Origin of the sequence: Polynucleobacter victoriensis (assembly GCF_900187875.1) — a bacterium.
GTDB lineage: Bacteria > Pseudomonadota > Gammaproteobacteria > Burkholderiales > Burkholderiaceae > Polynucleobacter > Polynucleobacter victoriensis.
In genome coordinates this window covers 442434-461760 of record NZ_FYEX01000001.1, presented here as the reverse complement: position 1 = coordinate 461760, position 19327 = coordinate 442434, and the positions used below count along the sequence as shown (strand labels likewise).

Here is a 19327-nt window from a genome sequence, read left to right as displayed (position 1 = left end):
TGAAAAAGTAAAAAAACCTCTAGGAGATGGGTGTGTCTGTAACAGTAGAAAATATACAAAATGCGCTTAAAAGCGTTATAGATCCTAATACTGGCAAAGATTTGATTAGCTCAAAGTTCGCCAAAAACATCAAAGTTGAAGATGGTGATGTGACCCTAGATGTGGTTTTAACCTACCCAGCTAAGAGCCAAATTGACCTTATTCGTAAGTTGGTTATTGGCGCTCTAAGAGAATTGCCAGGCGTTAAGAATGTCAGCGCCAATGTCACTATGAACATCGTGGCTCATGCTGTGCAGCGTGGTGTGAAGTTATTGCCAAACGTTAAAAATATCATTGCCGTGTCGAGTGGCAAGGGTGGTGTTGGTAAATCGACTACCGCGGTGAACTTGGCTTTGGCCTTGGCAGCCGAAGGCGCCACAGTGGGTATTTTAGATGCGGATATTTACGGCCCAAGCCAGCCAATGATGTTAGGTATTACTGGTCGTCCTGAATCTATTGCAGAAAATACCATCGAACCTATGGAGGGGCATGGTTTGCAGGCTAGCTCAATCGGCTTTTTGATTGACCCAGACAATCCAATGGTATGGCGTGGTCCCATGGTGACATCTGCTTTAGAACAGTTATTGCGCCAAACTAATTGGCGAGATTTAGATTACTTGGTTGTGGATATGCCACCAGGAACTGGTGATATTCAGTTAACTTTGTCTCAAAAAGTACCTGTCACGGGTGCAGTGATTGTTACCACTCCCCAGGATATCGCATTGTTAGATGCTCGCAAGGGTCTAAAAATGTTTGAGAAGGTGGGTATTCCAATTTTGGGCATTGTTGAAAACATGAGCATCTACGTGTGTCCTAACTGTAACCATCAGGAACATATTTTTGGCGAAGGTGGCGGTCAAAAAATGTGTGATGAGTACGAAACAACATTCCTGGGTAGCTTGCCATTGAACTTATCTATTCGCGAACAAGCGGATGCCGGTCGCCCTACAGTGGTTGCGGATCCTGATGGGGCTATAAGCGGCATTTATAAGGCAATAGCACGCAAGATAGCCATACAAGTTGCTGAAATGTCGAAAGATATGACCAGCAAGTTCCCTAGTATTGTGGTTCAAAACACCTAAGCTTATGAAGCTACAGCTTGCCGTTGTGATGCGTAAGGAGTTGATTGATAACCCTTGGCAATCACATCGGTGGGTTTTAGATGAGGTGGTGTTTGATGTGGGGCAGTTTTCACACAAGTCTCCCGACTTTACTATCGCCAATCGTCCCGCTATATGTATGCGGCAAGATGAATCAGGTGAGCGTTGGCTTTATACCGGATTTGAACTGGAGCTCTTTAAGGATGAAGCAGAGGGGTATTACCTTAATGCAACTTCTACCAGGCCAGCATGGTTTGTGATGTGGCGGATGGAAGATCATCCCAATGGCCAGGATCCACTTGCAGTTCCTCATTTCTTAAGTGTTAGTTATTACGAAGCTGGGCGATTGTTAGACGGTGGTGAGACTGTTGAAAATGTCCCCTTGGATGCGGAAACATCAGCGTGGTTATCTGATTTTGTGACCGAGCATTACAAGCCTGAGCCCAAAAAACGTGCTCGTCCTGTTTCTTTCAAAGGTGCTCATCGCCCTAAAGACGAGGCTAGCTAATGGCAGGATTTTTAAATCGTTGGTCTAAGCGCAAGGCTGGAATCGAAACTGACGAATCCTCAGATTTAAAAAAGCAGCCGAACGTAAGTTCGTCAACCATTTCTGAGCGGGCAGAAGTTTCTTCGTTGCCAAAAATAAACAGCGATGGTGTTTCTTCAACGGATGAAACACCTAAAGAGGCGCTCCCAACTTTAGAGGATGTTCTCAAATTAACCAAAGACTCAGATTATTCGGCTTACGTTAAACCGGGCATAGATCCTGCTGTTCAGCAAGCAGCTATGCAAAAGCTTTTCTCGGATCCTCACTACAACATCATGGATGGCTTAGACATTTACATTGATGATTACTCCAAGCCAGATCCCATTCCTTTGGAAATGCTCAAACAATTGAATCAATCTCAATTACTTGGTTTATTCAAGACGTCAGAGGAAGACAAAAATAACCAGACAAATTTCGATCGTGATGTGCAGGGGAATAATCAGGAGCAGCAAACGCAAAACGCGTTACCTGATGAAACCCCTAGTGACATAAACAGCATTGATTCGGCAAAATCACTAGAATTGAACAACTCGCAAGAAGTAACAAATACGAACCAAGCAAGCCTGCTGATTAAGCACGTTAATAAACATAAAAGCCAATAAATGCCATTTAAATGGCTAAAGGTAGAGGATGACAAAAAAAACGCTCGTTTGTAGTTGTAATCAGACCATGCCCTTGGATGTTTCCCAAATAGCAAAAGGCTTGGGCTTAGAGGCTAAGGACCTATCTCTTAGTAACGCTTTGTGTCGTCAAGAAATTGGCGCATTTATTGGGGCCAGCCAAGGATCTGATGAGATTGTCTTGGCTTGCACACAAGAAAAGCGATTATTCGAAGAAGTGGCATCAGAACAAGAAAAGCCTTTGGTTGCGCCAATCAAATTTGTAAATATCCGTGAAACAGGCGGTTGGTCTGCAGAGGCAAAGAGTGCAATGCCGAAGATAGCTGCTTTATTAGCTAAGGCTTCGCTTCCTGATCCTGATCCTGTTAATACAGTCAGTTATCAGAGTGGTGGTCGGGTATTGATTGTTGGACCAGGCGATGCTGCTATAGAGTGGGCTAAACGTTTATCAAAAAATTTAAGTGTAGGCGTGCTTTGTACTGAGGGTGGCGTGCTACCTCAAGAAAGAGACTTTCCGGTATATAGCGGCACAGTAAAAAATTTAAAAGGTTATTTGGGTTCATTTCAGGTTGAGTGGCTGCAAGAGAATCCTATTGACCTGGAATTATGTACGCGTTGTGGCGCTTGTGTAGATGCTTGCCCAGAGAGTGCAATTGATTTGAGCTATCAAATTGATCTTACCAAGTGTAAAAGCCATCGCACATGCGTCAAAGCTTGCTCATCAATTGGGGCAATAAATTTTGACCGAGTTGACACCAGTCGCACTGAGTCATGGGATTTAATTTTTGATTTATCAAAAGACCCTATTTTAAAAATGAGTCAGCCTCCTCAGGGTTATTTTGCGCCTAAAGGAGATCCAATTGATCAGGCAATTGCAGCATCTGAGTTGATGGGGATGGTGGGTGAGTTTGAAAAGCCAAAGTTCTTTTCTTACAACGAAAAAAATTGCGCACATGGACGTAATGGGCAAATAGGTTGTTCAGCATGTATTGATGTTTGCTCAACTGCTGCAATTGAATCTCAGTTTAGAGATGGCAAGGGTATTGTTAAAGTTAATCCAAACCTTTGTATGGGCTGCGGAGCTTGCTCCACAGTTTGCCCTTCAGGTGCAATGCGCTACAACTACCCAAGTGTTCCATACCAAGGGCAGCAGATTAAAGCGATGTCGAAAGCCTATAAGGCGGCAGGCGCAAAAATGGCTCCCACCTTGTTGTTGCACAGTAATTCTGGTGGGCAAGAATTAGTTCATAACTTAGGGCGTTTGGCCGCAACCAAATCTAACCAGTACAAGGGTTTACCTTCTCACGTTATTCCATTCGGTTTGCATCACAGCGCCTCTACAGGTATTGATTTATGGTTGGGTAGTTTGGCGCATGGTTTTGCTCAGGTAGTGATCTTGTTAACTGGTGAGGAAGCTCCTGAATATCAACAAGCGTTAATGAAGCAAGTAGAAATTGCGCAATCTATCTTAGATGGGTTGGGTTATGCAAAAGATGCCATTACTTTATTGCAGGCAGAGGATGCGCCCGCCTTACAGAAGGCGCTTGGATTTTTATCGGCCAGAGAGTCTTTATGTCCATTAGCAACTTTTGCATTTGCTAATGAAAAACGAGAAACACTTGAGGCGGCACTTGAGCACTTAATGCTTCACGCAACCAAGAAAGTTACCGCAGAACAACCACTGGCCTTGCCCGCTAGTTCTCCTATTGGTGGTGTGTTGGTTAACCAAGATGCTTGTACCTTGTGTATGTCTTGCGTTGGCGCTTGCCCCGAGAGCGCATTACGTGACAATCCAGAAGCGCCTCAACTATCTTTTATTGAGCGTAACTGTGTGCAGTGTGGTTTGTGTGTTGATACTTGCCCAGAAAATGCATTGACGCTATCACCGCGGTTGCAGATCACTGAAATAAGAAAGAAGGCAGTAGTTCTGAATGAGACGAAGCCATTCCATTGCATTAGTTGTGGGAAACCTTTTGGCACTCTAAAAATGGTTGAGTTAATGCTTGGAAAGTTGTCACTACATGCTGCTTTCTCAGGGGAGGCTATGGAGCGCCTAAAAATGTGCAGTGATTGTCGTGTTGTCGATATGATGAATAAACCAAATGATAACGATGTGGTCTGATAAAAAGCATGGATAAAAATCTTGATAAAGAAGTTACTGAGCTAAGTTCTGACGGTTTAGAAGAGGATGTGGCAAGAGCTGATCTTTATGGTTTGCTAGCGCAACTCTTTTATAAAGCTCCTGATGATGATTTATTACATCGTATTGCAGCTTCTGCTGCATATGGTTCTGGGGCTGATGCGCCGGACAACGCTGCCTTAACCCAAGCCTGGGATCAACTAGTTAAGGTTTCGTCAGCATCTAATGCGCAAGAGTGGGCCAATGAATATCAAGAGTTATTCATTGGTATTGGTAAACCAGAAGTTTTTCTTTATGGATCTTATTACCAGACTGGGTTTTTAAATGAGAAGCCCTTGGTGAGATTGCGCGACGCTCTACAAGAGCTTGGGCTTGAAGCTGCTGAAAATATTACCGAAAGTGAAGATCACATTGCTTCACTGTGTGAGGTGATGCGTTATTTGATTGCAGGTGATGACTTATCAATTGCTAACTTAACTCAACAAAAGAAATTCTTTGATGAGCACATGCGCTCATGGCTAGTTGATTTGTGCGATGCAATAGAAAATCATCCGAGCGCTAATCACTACAAGGCAGTAGGGTCATTAGCCAGAGCTTTTTTTGAAGTAGAGAGCTATGGCATGGACATGGTGGAGTAGCACTAGGGAAACCCCCTATCAAAATTTGTATTTGTCTTGTGCAAAGAATTTCATATGGGTTTATAGTTAATTCATAAATGCAAGTATTACTTTTATAACTTAGTAATAGATTGTTAAGAATTAAAGGAGATAGACATGAGTGAAAAAAATCACAAAGAGTCACGCAGAAAATTCTTTGTTTCAGCGGGGGTCACTGCTGGTGCAGTCGCTGTAGTTTCTCAAACACCTCTTGGGACTGCGATTGCTGAGCAAGCATCAAGCATGATCGAAGACAATAAGGGTTACAAAGTTTCCGATCATATCCGCAAGTATTACAAAACTACGCTCGTTTAATTTTTTAATTAACGAGCGTTTTTTTATTTCTCTTGATTTCTAAAGGGTCTAGCCATGAGTCTGATTCGTAAATCATCACAGCAAGCTGTTGCTGCCTCTCGTCACACTTCACAAATGGTGGGTAGCTTAGCGCGTAGCCTCCAATCAGCGATACCTATGATGGATCGCCGCACATTCTTAAAACGCTCTGGCGTGGGTGTTGGAGTTGGTTTGGCGGCGTCACAATTAACCTTGGTGCAAAAAGCAAAAGCGACTCCAGGCGCTAAGCTTGATGGCAAAGGTAAGATTGAAGTGAAGCGTACGGTCTGTACACACTGTTCAGTTGGTTGTGCTATTGATGCTGTAGTTGAAAACGGTGTTTGGACTCGTCAAGAACCTGTATTTGATTCACCGATCAATCTTGGTGCGCACTGTGCAAAGGGTGCTGCAATTCGTGAGCACGGCCATGGTGAGTTCCGCTTGAAGTATCCGATGAAACTGGTTAATGGCAAGTACGAAAGAATCAGTTGGGATACTGCTCTTGATGAAATTACCGCAAAGATGAAGAGCCTCAAGAAAAAATCTGGCCCTGATTCTTTATTCTTTATTGGTTCATCAAAATACAACAACGAGCAAGCTTATCTATTACGCAAGTTTGTTTCTTTCTTTGGTACTAACAACACAGACCACCAAGCACGTATTTGCCACTCAACAACTGTTGCCGGCGTTGCGAATACCTGGGGTTATGGTGCGATGACCAACAGCTATAACGACATGCAGAATTCAAAAGCTGCAATCTATATTGGTTCAAATGCTGCTGAAGCCCATCCAGTATCAATGTTGCACATGTTGCATGCCAAAGAAGCTGGTTGCAAGATGATCGTGGTGGATCCACGCTATACGCGTACAGCTGCTAAAGCAGACCAGTACGTACGCATTCGCTCTGGTACAGATATCCCATTCTTGTTTGGTGTGTTGCATCACATCTTCAAAAATGGTTGGGAAGATAAAAAGTACATCAATGATCGTGTTTACGGCATGGATGAAATTAAAAAAGAAGTACTTGAAAAGTGGACTCCAGCCAAAGTTGAAGAAGCCTGCGGAGTGCCTGAGGCTGAGATGTACAAAGTTGCCAAGACGCTTCATGAAAATCGTCCAGGCACGATTGTTTGGTGTATGGGTCAAACGCAGCACACCATTGGTAATGCGATGGTGCGTGCATCATGTATCTTGCAGTTAGCGTTAGGTAACGTAGGCAAGAGCGGTGGCGGTACTAATATTTTCCGCGGACACGATAACGTACAGGGCGCTACAGACGTAGGCCCTAACCCAGATTCATTGCCAGGCTACTACGGCTTAGCAGCTGGATCATGGAAACACTTCGCAGGTGTTTGGGGTGTTGATTATGAGTGGATCAAAGCTCAGTATGCGCCAAACATGATGGAGAAATCAGGTACAACTGTTTCTCGCTGGGTGGACGCAGTATTAGAAAAGAATGAGCTAATTGACCAGGATAGTAACGTGAAGGGCGTGTTCTTCTGGGGTCATGCGCCAAACTCTCAGACTCGTGGTTTAGACATGAAAAAAGCCATGGACAAGTTGGAGTTATTGGTTGTGGTTGATCCATACCCAAGCGCTACAGCGGCGATGGCTGCGATGCAAGTTGAAGGTGCTCAAGTTAATAAAGATCGTGCTGTTTATTTGTTACCAGCAGCTACTCAATTTGAGACCAGTGGTTCAGCAACCGCATCTAATCGATCTATTCAGTGGCGTGAGAAAGTGATTGATCCATTATGGGAATCAGTGCCAGACCACGTGATCATGCAAGCAATGGCTGACAAGTTAGGCTTTGGTAATGAGTTATCAAAGAACTACAAGATGCTTAAGAGCAAGTTTGCTGGTAAGGATTGGAAAGAGCCTGAAGTTGAATCTATTTTGCGTGAAATCAATAAGTCAGTTTGGACAATTGGTTATTCAGGACACTCTCCAGAGCGCTTAAAAGCACATATGCGCATGATGCATGTGTTTGATGTGAAGACTTTGAAATCTAAGGGTGGTAAGGATCCAGTGACAGGGTACGACACGACTGGTGATTACTTTGGTTTGCCATGGCCTTGTTATGGCACTCCTGAGATGAAGCATCCAGGTAGCCCAAATCTTTATGACACCAGCAAGCATGTGATGGATGGTGGAGGTAACTTCCGCGCCAACTTTGGCGTGGATAAAGATGGCAAAAATCTACTTGCTGAGAATGGTTCACACTCTAAGGGTGCTGACATCACAACTGGATACCCAGAGTTTGATCATGTCTTAGTTAAGAAGTTAGGTTGGTGGGGTGAGTTAACTGAAGCTGAGCAAAAGGCAGCTGAAGGTAAAAACTGGAAGACTGACGTTTCTGGTGGTTTGATTCGTGTGATTATGAAAAACCACGGCTGTCATCCATTCGGTAACGCTAAGGCTCGTGCCGTGGTTTGGAACTTCCCTGATCCAGTGCCTCAACATCGTGAGCCACTATACGGTACACGTCCAGATTTGGTTGCTAAATACCCGACTCATGATGACAAGAAGGCTTTCTGGCGCTTACCAACTCTCTACAAGTCTGTTCAACAAAAGAACATTGAAGATAAGTTGTATGAGAAGTTCCCAATCATCCTTACTTCAGGTCGTTTGGTGGAGTACGAGGGTGGCGGTGAGGAAACACGTTCAAACCCATGGTTGGCAGAGTTACAACAAGATAACTTTGTTGAAATTAATCCTGCAGCAGCCAATAAACGTGGCATCAGAAATGGTGAGTACGTTTGGGTTAAATCTCCAACGGGCGCCAAGATCAAAGTGAAAGCTTTGGTGACGGAGCGTGTGGGACCGGATACCGCATTCATACCATTCCACTTCTCTGGATGGTGGCAGGGTAAAGACATGCTTGATGCCTATCCTAAGGGTGCTGCGCCAATCGTACGTGGTGAGGCTGTCAACACGGCAACTACCTACGGTTACGACAGTGTGACGATGATGCAAGAGACAAAGACAACAATTTGTCAGATTGAAAAGTTCGCTTAATAGAGACTGAATTTAGGAGACGATGATGGCAAGAATGAAATTTATCTGCGATTCAGAGCGCTGTATTGAGTGTAACGGTTGCGTTACAGCGTGTAAGAATGAGCATGAAGTGCCTTGGGGTGTTAATCGCCGTCGAGTGGTGACGATTAATGATGGTCAAATCGGTGCTGAAAAGTCAATCTCAGTTGCCTGTATGCATTGTTCAGATGCGCCATGTATGGCGGTTTGTCCAGTTGATTGTTTTTACAGGACGGATGAGGGCGTTGTGCTACACGACAAAGATATTTGCATTGGTTGTGGCTATTGCTCATACGCATGTCCTTTTGGTGCACCTCAATTCCCAGGTACAGGAACTTTTGGTCTACGTGGCAAGATGGATAAATGTACGTTCTGTGCAGGTGGTCCAGAGAAAAATGGTACCCAGGCTGAGTTTGAGAAATATGGCCGCAACCGTTTAGCTGAAGGTAAATTGCCTGCGTGTGCAGAGATGTGTTCTACCAAAGCATTGATTGGTGGTGATGGTGACGTGGTTGCAGATATTTTCCGCAACCGTGTTGTTAAACGTCAATCAAACGGCAAGGCAGCTGGAGCTAACGTGTTTGGTTGGGGTACAGCTTACGGTAAACCACAACAACCATCAGGAAATAAATCATGATGAAAAAAATCTCATTAATTGCCTTGGTTGCAACGTCTTTCACGCTAGCTGCATGCTCTGAGAAGCCTCAGGGTGTTGTTGCGGCGAAGAAAGGTGATGAAAAATCTCATGTGGCTGCTGATAATAATTACGTGGTTAAGGGTTGGACATCGGGTGATCCTGCGAGTTGGGAAAAGCAATTAAAGACTCGTAGTCTTGGCCAAGATGATTATGTGAAATCTAAGTAAGTTGATAGAGTAATTTAGGAGACAGTATGAGAATTACAATAAAAAACTTACTCGCTAGCCTGGTGCTTTCATTAGCGGCAACGGCTGTTTTTGCTCAAGGAGCCGCTCCTGCGGCAAAGCAGCCAATTGAGTCAGTTAACATTCTTGAGGTGAATAAGGATGCTCAGGCTCAACGTGAAAAAGCAGAGAGTCAACCAGCCAACAATCAGCCGATTTGGAAGAGTGCTAACTCTGATCAAGCTCACTATGTGAGTATTCCTAACAAAGAGGCAGGTGTATTAATCCAAAAATCTGGTCAGCAATGGCGTTTAATCCGCAATGGTGTAATTACAGTGTGGGGCGGTTGGCTGATAGTGATCATGGCCGGATTAATTTTGACTGTATTTGTTGTTAAAGGAAAAATTAAGCTTCATGAGCCGATGACTGGCCGATTGATGAAACGCTTTAGCGGTTTAGAGCGCTTCTCACATTGGTTGATGGCTTTTAGCTTCATTGCCTTAGCAATTTCAGGCTTACTGATTCTTTTTGGCAAACATTTCTTATTACCAATCATGGGTGGTACAGCATATGGTGCTCTTTTGCTGGTTATGAAGAATATCCATAACTTCACAGGACCACTATTTACCGCAAGCATACTTTTGTTCTTTGTTATCTTTGTTAAGGATAATTTACCTAGCAAAGATGATTTGCATTGGTTGGCCACTTTTGGTGGTTTGCTATCTGGTAAACATATTCCTTCACACAGATTCAATGCCGGAGAAAAGATCTGGTTTTGGGCTGGTGTGACTATCCTTGGCATGGTTGTATCTGGATCTGGTTGGGTGCTAGATATGATTGTTCCTAATATGGAATACTGGCGTGGCACGATGCAACTTGCCAATATCATTCATGGTGTTGCGGCAATATTGATGACGGTCATGGCAATGGGCCATATCTATGTTGGCTCAATTGGCATGGAGGGTGCTTTACAGGGTATGAAAACAGGTTATGTTGATGAGGCTTGGGGTAAAGAGCATCATGAACTTTGGTATAACGATGTTAAGTCTGGAAAACTATAAGAACCTAGAGCTAAGGAAGAAACAGATATGAAAAAAATTTCACTATTACTCGTTACTTTATTAACTTCTGGTTTTGTGATGGCAAAGTTGCCGACTCCAACTCCTGAGCAAGCTGCCGCAGCTGATTTGGCAAAAGCGAAGACTGCTCATGGTGATAAGGTGGGTGCTTACAAGTTATGTTTGGCGCAGAATGAGGTTGCCAATAAATACAAAAAAGCAGGTACAGCAGCGCCTGGGGCATGCACCAATCCAGGTCCCTTTGTCCCACCAGCGACGAATTAATTATTGGCAAGGAACTAATATGTAGCTAAGCCAGCTTAGCTACATATTTCTTTTTAGGCACACATCCATTGGTCAAATTAACTAACGCAGTTGCTCCACTCATCCATGAGGTTGAAGTCATGGATGAGCAGGGGCGAAAAAAAATTGGTCATATACCTGGTGAGCGGCCTCTAACAATTTACCTTGATAAAAAAGAGTTGGTTACTCTCATGACCATGGGTGGTGCTCCTGAAGCATTAGTCTTGGGTTATTTGCGTAACCAGCGCTTGGTTTCCTCGGTAGGTGTGATTGAGAGTATTCAGGTGGATTGGGAGACTGAGTCTGCTGCGGTAAAAACAAAATGCAATACCGTTGATGTTGAGCAAAAGACTAGCCGAAGAGTGGTTACAACCGGATGCGGTCAGGGTACGGTGTTTGGTGGCTTATTGGATGATATAGATAAGATACATCTTTCTGAAACTGCTCAAATCAACCAGCTTGCTGTATATGAAGTTGTAGATCATATTAGAACTAAACCTTCAATTTATAAGCAAGCGGGCTCAGTGCATGCCTGTGCAGTTTTCAAAAACTGCGGTGATCATGCTGAGTTATTGCATTTTGTTGAGGACGTCGGTCGACATAATGCTGTTGATTCAATCGCGGGACTCATGTGGTTAGAGGATCAGCCTGGGGATGATTTAATTTTCTATACAACCGGGCGTTTAACATCGGAGATGGTCATCAAGGGCGCTCAAATGGGTATTCCCTTTTTATTGTCTAGATCCGGTGTAACGGCAATGGGTCTTGAGATGGCCAATAAATTAAATCTAACTTTATTTGGTCGTTGTAGCGGTCAACATTATTTAATCTACAGCGGTATTAATCGATTTATTGGAAATACTAGTGATGTCCATACCGCATGATTTGATTTCTGGGTTAGTTCTATCTGGTGGTCAAGGTAGAAGGATGGGCGGCACAGATAAAGGATTGCAGCCTTTTAAGGGGGCGCCGATGGTGATGCATACCATTTTGCGTCTCGAACCTCAGGTGGGTATTGTTAAAGTAAATGCCAATAGAAATTTGGCAGCATATGAGTCATTAGGTGTTGCGGTTATTTCTGACGTTATTGGAGATTTTGCTGGACCTTTAGCAGGTTTCCAAGCTGGTTTGGAAAATTGTGAGCACCCGTACCTGGTGACTGTGCCATGTGATTCGCCTAAATTCCCTTTGGATTTAGTCGACAAGCTATCTCAGGCATTAATTATTCAGGATTTAGATTTGGTTTACGCTGCCACACTTGAAGATGGTGACATTCAAACCCATCCTGTTTTTGCGTTGATGAAATCTACGGTTATTTCTACTCTTACCCCATTTCTAAGTGGGGGCGGTCGAAAAATTGATAAATGGTTTCAGTCGATGAAAACTGCGTATGTTGTGTTTGACGATGCGGCGGCTTTTGCTAACGTCAATACAATTGATGAATTAAGAGCGCTACAAACTTAAATTAATTTCTCCAGAGCTGTCCCAAAGTTAAAATAAACATCAACTTACTCTAAATAAATATTAGGTTGATGACGAAATATTGAGGGCTGGTGAAACATTTAATAATTCAACTTTGGCAAGCTAGCCTGGAAAAGCCAGACTTAGCCACAACTCCATTTTTAATGGCATCTACTGCTGCTGCACTTGATATTCATGTTCAAGTACACATGATTGGCGCTAGTGTTGAAATGTTTGTTAAAAATAACGAGCGTCGTCATCAGACAATCCCGCCAATGAATAGGCGTTTATCGGATTTTATTGATGATGCCATGCGAACTGGTGTGAAGTTTTATCCGTGTAGTACTGCTATGCGCGATAGAAATTTACAGTTAAGCGATTTGATTGATGGTGTTGGAGAAATTATCGGCATGGTCACGATGTTAGATCGTGCCACTCAAGACAACACCACTGTATTAACTTTTTAGGAATCATATGTTTGCAGCAAATCAACAAGATAAACCACGTTTAACCTCTCTTTCTCATGGTGGTGGTTGTGGTTGCAAGATTGCTCCAGGTGTTTTGGCAAACCTATTAAAGACTGCCATTCCGTTTGCTGTTCCATCAGAGTTATTGGTTGGCACTGAGACTGCTGATGACGCTGCTGTTTATCAAATTAATGATCATCAAGCATTAATTGCTACGACTGATTTCTTTATGCCGATTGTTGATAACCCAAGACACTTTGGGCAGATTGCAGCAACGAATGCAATATCTGATATTTATGCGATGGGTGGAACGCCATTGATGGCATTAGCAATTGTGGGTATGCCTATCAATGTATTGCCCCATGAAGACATTGCTGAAATCTTGGATGGAGGTCGTGAGATCTGTGCTAAAGCTGGTATTCCTGTGGCTGGTGGCCATTCAATTGACTCTGTTGAGCCCATCTATGGTTTGGCCGTGATTGGCATTATTGATCCGAAGAATCTTAAGAAAAATGCCACAGCTAAAGCAGGAGATGTTTTGGTATTAGGTAAACCTTTGGGTGTGGGTATTTATTCGGCCGCGCTTAAAAAGGAAAAATTAGACCTAAGCGGTTACGAACAAATGATCGCCAACACAACCAAACTCAACACGCCAGGCAAAAAGTTGGCGGCAATCACAGGTGTTCATGCTATGACTGATGTCACGGGCTTTGGTTTGTTAGGGCATGCATTAGAAATCTGTAAAGGCTCTAATGTCCAAGGGCAAATTAATTATGCTGATCTGAAAATATTGCCTGGGGTCAAAGAATTGGCGCAGCAAGGATTTATCACGGGGGCCTCAAATCGTAACTGGGCAAGTTATGGTGCTGATATTGAGTTATCAACAGATTTGACCCCAGTTGATCAGGCAATTTTGACAGATCCTCAAACCAGTGGTGGTTTACTGGTGGCATGTGATCCAGCTGTGCTTGGTGAAGTTTTAGAAATATTTGCAGAAGAAGATTTTGGTGATGCTGCGGTGATTGGCCAGTTATCTCCTCAAGCCGAAGGGCGTTCTTTTTTAAGGGTTATTTAAAAATAGAGCTCATTTAATAGATATGTCAAAATACAACTTATGACTATTAAATCTGACCGCTGGATCCGCCGCATGTGCGAAGAGCACGACATGATTTCTCCATTTGAGCCTGGCCAAGTGCGCCAGTCTACTGATGGTCAAAAAATTGTTAGTTATGGCACATCGAGTTATGGCTATGACATTCGTTGTGCGGATGAGTTCAAGATTTTTACCAATATCAATAGCACCATTGTTGATCCAAAGAACTTTGACGATAAATCTTTCGTTGATTTCAAGGGTGATGTTTGCATCATTCCACCTAACTCCTTTGCTTTAGCTAGAACGGTGGAGTATTTCAAGATTCCAAGAAGCGTCTTAACGGTATGTTTAGGTAAGAGTACCTACGCTCGTTGCGGCATCATTGTGAACGTGACTCCATTTGAACCTGAGTGGGAAGGTTACGTGACACTAGAGTTCTCAAACACCACACCATTGCCAGCAAAAATTTACGCTGGTGAAGGTTGTGCCCAGGTTCTATTCTTTGAGAGCGACGAGATTTGCGAGACTTCTTACAAGGATCGTGGCGGCAAATATCAGGGCCAGGTGGGCGTAACGCTACCAAAGACCTAAAAAATCGCCTAGAGCCTTATCTAGTGTTAGACCAAGCTTAAGCACCTAAATAGGTGCTTTTTTACTGGATTTTCATCCGGGCGCCTTATTGAATCATTAAATTAGTTCGTTTAACGCAACATTTCTTGAAATAAATTCAGCGAAATCTTGTATTTATATATATAGTCACGTTTTTAAGAAAAAAGACCCTCAAAATAACGAGGTTTAGCTAGGTAGGGAGTCACCATGAAATTTCGTTTTCCAGTAGTCATTATTGACGAGGATTTCCGCACTGAGAACATCTCAGGTTCGGGTGCGCGCGCCCTGGCTGAAGCTATTGAAACTGAGGGTATGGAAGTGCTTGGTTTGACCAGTTACGGTGACCTTACTTCATTTGCTCAACAAGCGGCTCGTGCATCTTGTTTCATCCTCTCAATTGACGATGAAGAATTCGGCTCTGGTTCCGCAGAAGAAATTGATGTGGCTCTAGAAGGTTTGCGTGCATTCGTGGTGGAAGTGCGTAAACGTAATGAAGAGATTCCAATCTTCTTGTATGGTGAGACTAGAACATCTCGCCACATCCCCAATGATGTTTTGCGTGAGTTACATGGCTTCATTCATATGAATGAAGACACGCCAGAGTTTGTGGCGCGCCACATCATTCGTGAAGCTAAGGTTTATTTAGATTCATTGGCGCCACCATTCTTTAAAGCATTAACGCATTACGCCTCAGATGGTTCTTACTCATGGCACTGCCCAGGTCACTCTGGTGGCGTGGCTTTCTTGAAGAGCCCAGTGGGTCAAATGTTCCACCAGTTCTTTGGTGAGAACATGTTGCGTGCTGACGTTTGTAATGCTGTGGATGAGTTGGGTCAGTTGTTAGACCATACTGGTCCAGTAGCAGCAAGTGAGCGTAATGCTGCACGTATTTTTAATGCTGATCACTTATTCTTTGTAACAAACGGCACGTCAACATCAAACAAAATTGTTTGGCATTCAACTGTGGCTCCTGGCGACATCGTTTTGGTGGACCGCAACTGCCACAAGTCAATTTTGCATGCCATCATGATGACGGGAGCGATTCCTGTGTTCTTGATGCCAACGCGCAATCACTACGGCATTATTGGTCCAATTCCTAAAGAAGAATTTGATTGGAAAACGATCCAGAAGAAAATTCAGAACAATCCATTCATTACTGATAAAAATGCCAAACCACGCGTTTTGACAATCACTCAAAGTACATATGACGGTGTTTTGTACAACGTAGAAATGATTAAAGAGATGTTGGATGGCAAGGTGGATACCTTGCACTTCGATGAAGCTTGGTTGCCACATGCAACATTCCATGACTTTTACAAGAACATGCATGCGATTGGTAAAGATCGCCCACGCTCTAAAGAGAGCATGGTGTTCTCAACTCAATCAACACATAAATTATTGGCTGGTTTGTCTCAAGCATCACAGATCTTGGTACAAGACTCTGAGTCTAATAAATTAGACAACGATTGCTTTAATGAGTCTTATTTGATGCACACATCAACTAGTCCGCAATACGCGATTATTGCGTCTTGTGACGTGGCAGCAGCCATGATGGAGCCTCCTGGTGGTACAGCCTTGGTGCATGAGTCAATTGCGGAATCATTAGACTTCCGTCGTGCGATGCGCAAGGTGGATGAAGAGTGGGGTGCTGATTGGTGGTTCAAGGTTTGGGGCCCAGAGTATCTTGCTGAAGAAGGTATTGGCGAAAGAGAAGATTGGGTATTGCAAGCGGATGAGCGTTGGCACGACTTTGGTAAGTTGGCCAATGGCTTCAATATGTTGGACCCAATTAAGGCGACAGTCATTACCCCAGGCTTAGAGATGGATGGCGACTTTGCTGATACGGGTATTCCTGCCAGCATTGTGACCAAGTACTTAGCTGAGCATGGCGTGATTGTTGAGAAGACTGGTTTGTATTCATTCTTCATCATGTTCACTATTGGTATTACCAAAGGGCGCTGGAATACCTTGGTAACAACTTTGCAACAGTTCAAAGACGACTACGACAAGAACCAACCTTTATGGCGCGTTCTTCCTGAGTTTGTGACCAAGCACCCACGCTACGAGCGCATTGGTCTAAAAGATTTGTGTCAACAAATTCATCAGGTATACAAAAAGTACGATGTGGCTCGCATGACAACAGAGATGTACTTGTCTGACATGGTGCCAGCAATGAAGCCATCAGATGCTTGGGCAAAGATGGCGCATCGCGACATTGAGCGTGTGCAAATTGATGAGCTAGAAGGTCGCGTAACAGCTATGTTAGTAACGCCATACCCACCAGGTATTCCTTTGTTAATTCCTGGTGAGCGCTTTAACAAACGCATCGTTGATTACTTGCGATTCACACGTGACTTCAATGAACAGTTCCCTGGCTTTGAAACTGATGTACATGGTTTGGTCAAGGGTGATCTTAACGGTCGCAAAGAGTACTACGTGGACTGCGTTAAAGACTAATAGTTTTTAACCCAGTAAGAAAAACAAAAAAAGGCTCATTAGATGAGCCTTTTTTCATTCGTCAATTAACTAAAAATAATTAATCAAACTTTCCTTGACTAGATATTCGCTAGCTTACTTAAGATTCTTGCGGTAAGTAGCAATTGCTTTCTTAACTTGCTCAGGAGCCGTGCCGCCTGTGTGATTGCGGCTATTCACAGAACCTTCGAGTGTTAGGAAGCCAAAAACATCATCACCAATTAATTTGGCTTTATCACCAAGGTCGCAAGCTGCTTGCAAATCAGCTAACGATAAATCTGCCAAATCGCAACCTTTGTTGGAGCATGCTTTAACCGCATGCGCAACAGCTTCGTGAGCGTCACGGAAAGGCAAACCTTTTTTAACCAAGTAATCAGCAAGGTCAGTGGCTGTCGCGAAACCTTGAAGAGCGGCGGCACGCATCACATCAGCTTTCACTTGGATGTGAGGCACCATGTCAGCAAAAATGCGCAAAGTGTCGCGTAGCGTATCTGCAGAATCAAATAAAGGCTCTTTATCTTCTTGGTTATCTTTGTTGTAGGCCAACGGTTGGCCTTTCATCAAAGTTAATAAAGAAATCAAATTGCCATTCACGCGGCCTGTTTTGCCACGCGCTAATTCTGGAACGTCTGGGTTCTTCTTTTGCGGCATGATTGAGCTACCAGTGCAGAAGCGGTCTGGTAAATCAATGAAGCCAACGCGCGGACTCATCCAAAGAATCAATTCTTCAGATAAGCGAGAGATATGCGTCATCACTAGTGAAGCAGTGGCGCAGAACTCGATAGCAAAGTCGCGATCAGAGACTGCGTCTAATGAGTTTTGGCAAACGCCTTCAAACCTAAGAGTCTTGGCAACACGTTCGCGATCAATTGGGTAGCTAGTTCCTGCAAGAGCAGCCGCACCTAGAGGTAAACGATTCACACGCTTGCGGCAATCAGCCAAGCGCTCAGCATCACGTGCAAACATCTCGGCATAAGCCATCACATGATGACCAAAAGTAATCGGCTGAGCTACTTGCAAATGAGTAAAGCCAGGCATGATTGTTTCAGCATGCTTTTCCGCTAAACCTAATAAGCCAGAGCGCAATGACGTTAATTCTGTTTGTATGTCATCAATCGCACCGCGTAACCACAAACGGATATCAGTGGCGACTTGGTCATTGCGTGAACGACCAGTGTGTAGACGTTTGCCTGCATCGCCAACTAATTTAGTCAAGCGTGCTTCGATATTTAAGTGCACGTCTTCAAGAGCGAGTTCCCATACAAAAGAACCTGCTTCGATTTCAGAGCGTATCTGAGTCATGCCTTTTTGGATCTGAGCCAAGTCGTCTGCACTGATAATTTTTTGTGCAGCTAACATCTCGGCATGAGCCAAAGAGCCTTGGATATCTACCAAAGCCATGCGTTTATCAAAATCAACAGAAGCGGTATATCGTTGCACGAGTTCCGCTACAGGCTCGGCAAAACGAGCCGACCAAGCTTGGTCTTTGTTGTCTAAAGAGTTCTTGTTTTTGTCTAAATCTGCCATAAACACAAGTATATTGCCTCAAAGGCCTTATCCTTATGGTTATGACACAAATTTCTTATCCTAAAAAACTAGTTATTGCCTCCCGTGAGAGCCGTTTGGCCATGTGGCAGGCTGAATATGTCCGTGATTGCTTGAAAAAGCTCTATCCAGAGTGCGATGTGAGTATTCTGGGGATGACTACCCGGGGTGACCAAATTTTGGACCGTACCCTCTCTAAAGTGGGCGGTAAAGGCCTTTTTGTGAAGGAGCTTGAGGTGGCTTTGGAAGAGGGGCGGGCCGACTTGGCAGTCCATTCTTTAAAAGACGTACCAATGCAGCTACCCGAGGGATTTGAGCTGGCTTGCATCATGGAGCGAGAGGATGCCAGGGACGCCTTTGTTTCAAACGACTATGGCTCTTTGGCTGATTTGCCTGCAGGGGCCGTTGTAGGAACGGCTAGTTTGCGCCGTGAAGCCTCTTTAAGGTCAAGATATCCCCATCTCAACATTCAGCCTTTACGAGGCAATTTAGACACTCGTTTGGGTAAATTAGATAAAGGTGAGTACGCCGCAATTATTTTGGCAGCGGCCGGTCTTAAGCGTTTGGGTATGGCTAGCCGTATTCGTAGTCTCTTGGCTGCAGAAGATAGTTTGCCAGCGGCTGGCCAAGGTGCTTTGGGTATTGAGATTCGTGCCGGTAGACCTGAGATCCAGGCCTGTTTAGCGCCACTCAACCATGCCCCATCGGCTATGGCAGTCAGTGCAGAAAGAGCCGTTTCTAGAGCTTTGGGTGGTTCTTGCGATGTACCTTTGGCTGCTTACGCAACCTGGGAAGATGCGACTAATTTGTACTTGAGAGCATTTGTGGCCAGTACGGATGGTCAAAAAATTTGCCGTTCTGAGAAAAAATTATCCTTAGCCAGTATGCAAGAGGCCGATGCCATGGGCTTGCAAGTGGCTGATGATTTGATTGCTCAGGGTGCCAAAGATTTATTGCCACCAAGAGAATAAGCAAAACATCACA

The 19327-nt window shown here is 44.0% G+C and carries 19 protein-coding genes; 18 read left to right on the top strand and 1 reads right to left on the bottom strand.

Features of this window, described 5'->3' with window-relative positions:
• Window positions 1-32 precede the first annotated feature (32 nt).
• The 17 genes from apbC to CFR83_RS02305 all read left to right on the top strand — a co-directional run bounded on the left by apbC (window position 33) and on the right by CFR83_RS02305 (window position 16780).
• Complete coding sequence (gene apbC / locus CFR83_RS02385; RefSeq protein WP_207758544.1) at window positions 33-1121, top strand: iron-sulfur cluster carrier protein ApbC; 1089 nt, start codon at window positions 33-35, stop codon at window positions 1119-1121.
• A 4-nt stretch (window positions 1122-1125) separates the two neighbouring features.
• Window positions 1126-1647 (top strand): DUF3305 domain-containing protein, encoded by a 522-nt coding sequence (locus CFR83_RS02380; protein WP_108720855.1) that lies wholly within the window; start codon window positions 1126-1128, stop codon window positions 1645-1647.
• A complete protein-coding gene (locus tag CFR83_RS02375; protein WP_088812386.1) occupies window positions 1647-2288 on the top strand; it encodes a DUF3306 domain-containing protein in 642 nt (213 codons plus the stop codon). Before CFR83_RS02380 ends, CFR83_RS02375 begins: the two co-directional genes overlap by 1 nt.
• 67 nt (window positions 2289-2355) lie before the next feature.
• Entirely contained in the window at window positions 2356-4428 is a 2073-nt protein-coding gene (locus tag CFR83_RS02370) for a 4Fe-4S binding protein (RefSeq protein ID WP_243383313.1), read from the top strand.
• Window positions 4429-4436: 8 nt separating this feature from the next.
• Window positions 4437-5084: a TorD/DmsD family molecular chaperone gene (locus tag CFR83_RS02365; RefSeq protein WP_088812384.1), complete on the top strand. Its 648-nt coding sequence runs from the start codon at window positions 4437-4439 to the stop codon at window positions 5082-5084.
• Between the two features lie 135 nt (window positions 5085-5219).
• A complete protein-coding gene (locus CFR83_RS02360) occupies window positions 5220-5417 on the top strand; it encodes a formate dehydrogenase (protein WP_088812383.1) in 198 nt (65 codons plus the stop codon).
• A gap of 54 nt (window positions 5418-5471) precedes the next feature.
• Window positions 5472-8453 carry a formate dehydrogenase subunit alpha gene (locus CFR83_RS02355; protein WP_088812382.1) on the top strand — a complete coding sequence of 994 codons (2982 nt, stop codon included), beginning with the start codon at window positions 5472-5474 and terminating at the stop codon, window positions 8451-8453.
• 25 nt (window positions 8454-8478) lie between these two features.
• Window positions 8479-9108 carry a formate dehydrogenase FDH3 subunit beta gene (gene fdh3B, locus CFR83_RS02350; RefSeq protein WP_088812381.1) on the top strand — a complete coding sequence of 210 codons (630 nt, stop codon included), beginning with the start codon at window positions 8479-8481 and terminating at the stop codon, window positions 9106-9108.
• Complete coding sequence (locus tag CFR83_RS02345) at window positions 9105-9335, top strand: hypothetical protein (RefSeq protein WP_088812380.1); 231 nt, start codon at window positions 9105-9107, stop codon at window positions 9333-9335. The genes fdh3B and CFR83_RS02345 overlap by 4 nt, the downstream gene beginning before the upstream one ends.
• Before the next feature lie 26 nt (window positions 9336-9361).
• A complete protein-coding gene (locus CFR83_RS02340) occupies window positions 9362-10393 on the top strand; it encodes a formate dehydrogenase subunit gamma (protein WP_088812379.1) in 1032 nt (343 codons plus the stop codon).
• A 27-nt stretch (window positions 10394-10420) separates the two neighbouring features.
• The gene (locus tag CFR83_RS02335; protein ID WP_088812378.1) at window positions 10421-10675 is read left to right on the top strand and encodes a hypothetical protein; all 255 of its coding nucleotides are present in this window, start codon (window positions 10421-10423) and stop codon (window positions 10673-10675) included.
• A 119-nt stretch (window positions 10676-10794) separates the two neighbouring features.
• Entirely contained in the window at window positions 10795-11577 is a 783-nt protein-coding gene (locus CFR83_RS02330; RefSeq protein ID WP_088813163.1) for a formate dehydrogenase accessory sulfurtransferase FdhD, read from the top strand.
• Entirely contained in the window at window positions 11561-12157 is a 597-nt protein-coding gene (gene mobA / locus CFR83_RS02325) for a molybdenum cofactor guanylyltransferase MobA (protein ID WP_088812377.1), read from the top strand. Before CFR83_RS02330 ends, mobA begins: the two co-directional genes overlap by 17 nt.
• A gap of 89 nt (window positions 12158-12246) precedes the next feature.
• Complete coding sequence (locus CFR83_RS02320; RefSeq protein ID WP_088812376.1) at window positions 12247-12621, top strand: DsrE family protein; 375 nt, start codon at window positions 12247-12249, stop codon at window positions 12619-12621.
• A gap of 7 nt (window positions 12622-12628) precedes the next feature.
• On the top strand, window positions 12629-13696 hold the full coding sequence (selD, locus tag CFR83_RS02315) for a selenide, water dikinase SelD (RefSeq protein ID WP_088812375.1): 1068 nt from the start codon (window positions 12629-12631) through the stop codon (window positions 13694-13696).
• Window positions 13697-13735: 39 nt separating this feature from the next.
• A complete protein-coding gene (gene dcd, locus CFR83_RS02310; protein ID WP_088812374.1) occupies window positions 13736-14305 on the top strand; it encodes a dCTP deaminase in 570 nt (189 codons plus the stop codon).
• A 225-nt stretch (window positions 14306-14530) separates the two neighbouring features.
• Window positions 14531-16780 (top strand): arginine/lysine/ornithine decarboxylase, encoded by a 2250-nt coding sequence (locus tag CFR83_RS02305; RefSeq protein WP_088812373.1) that lies wholly within the window; start codon window positions 14531-14533, stop codon window positions 16778-16780.
• A gap of 114 nt (window positions 16781-16894) precedes the next feature.
• Here CFR83_RS02305 and argH read toward each other — a convergent pair whose 3' ends face one another.
• Complete coding sequence (gene argH, locus CFR83_RS02300) at window positions 16895-18325, bottom strand: argininosuccinate lyase (protein ID WP_088812372.1); 1431 nt, start codon at window positions 18323-18325, stop codon at window positions 16895-16897.
• Window positions 18326-18366: 41 nt separating this feature from the next.
• Here argH and hemC point away from each other — a divergent pair, with 41 nt between their 5' ends.
• Window positions 18367-19314, top strand: a complete 948-nt coding sequence (hemC, locus tag CFR83_RS02295) for a hydroxymethylbilane synthase (protein WP_243383312.1) — start codon at window positions 18367-18369, stop codon at window positions 19312-19314.
• The last annotated feature ends 13 nt before the right edge of the window (window positions 19315-19327 follow it).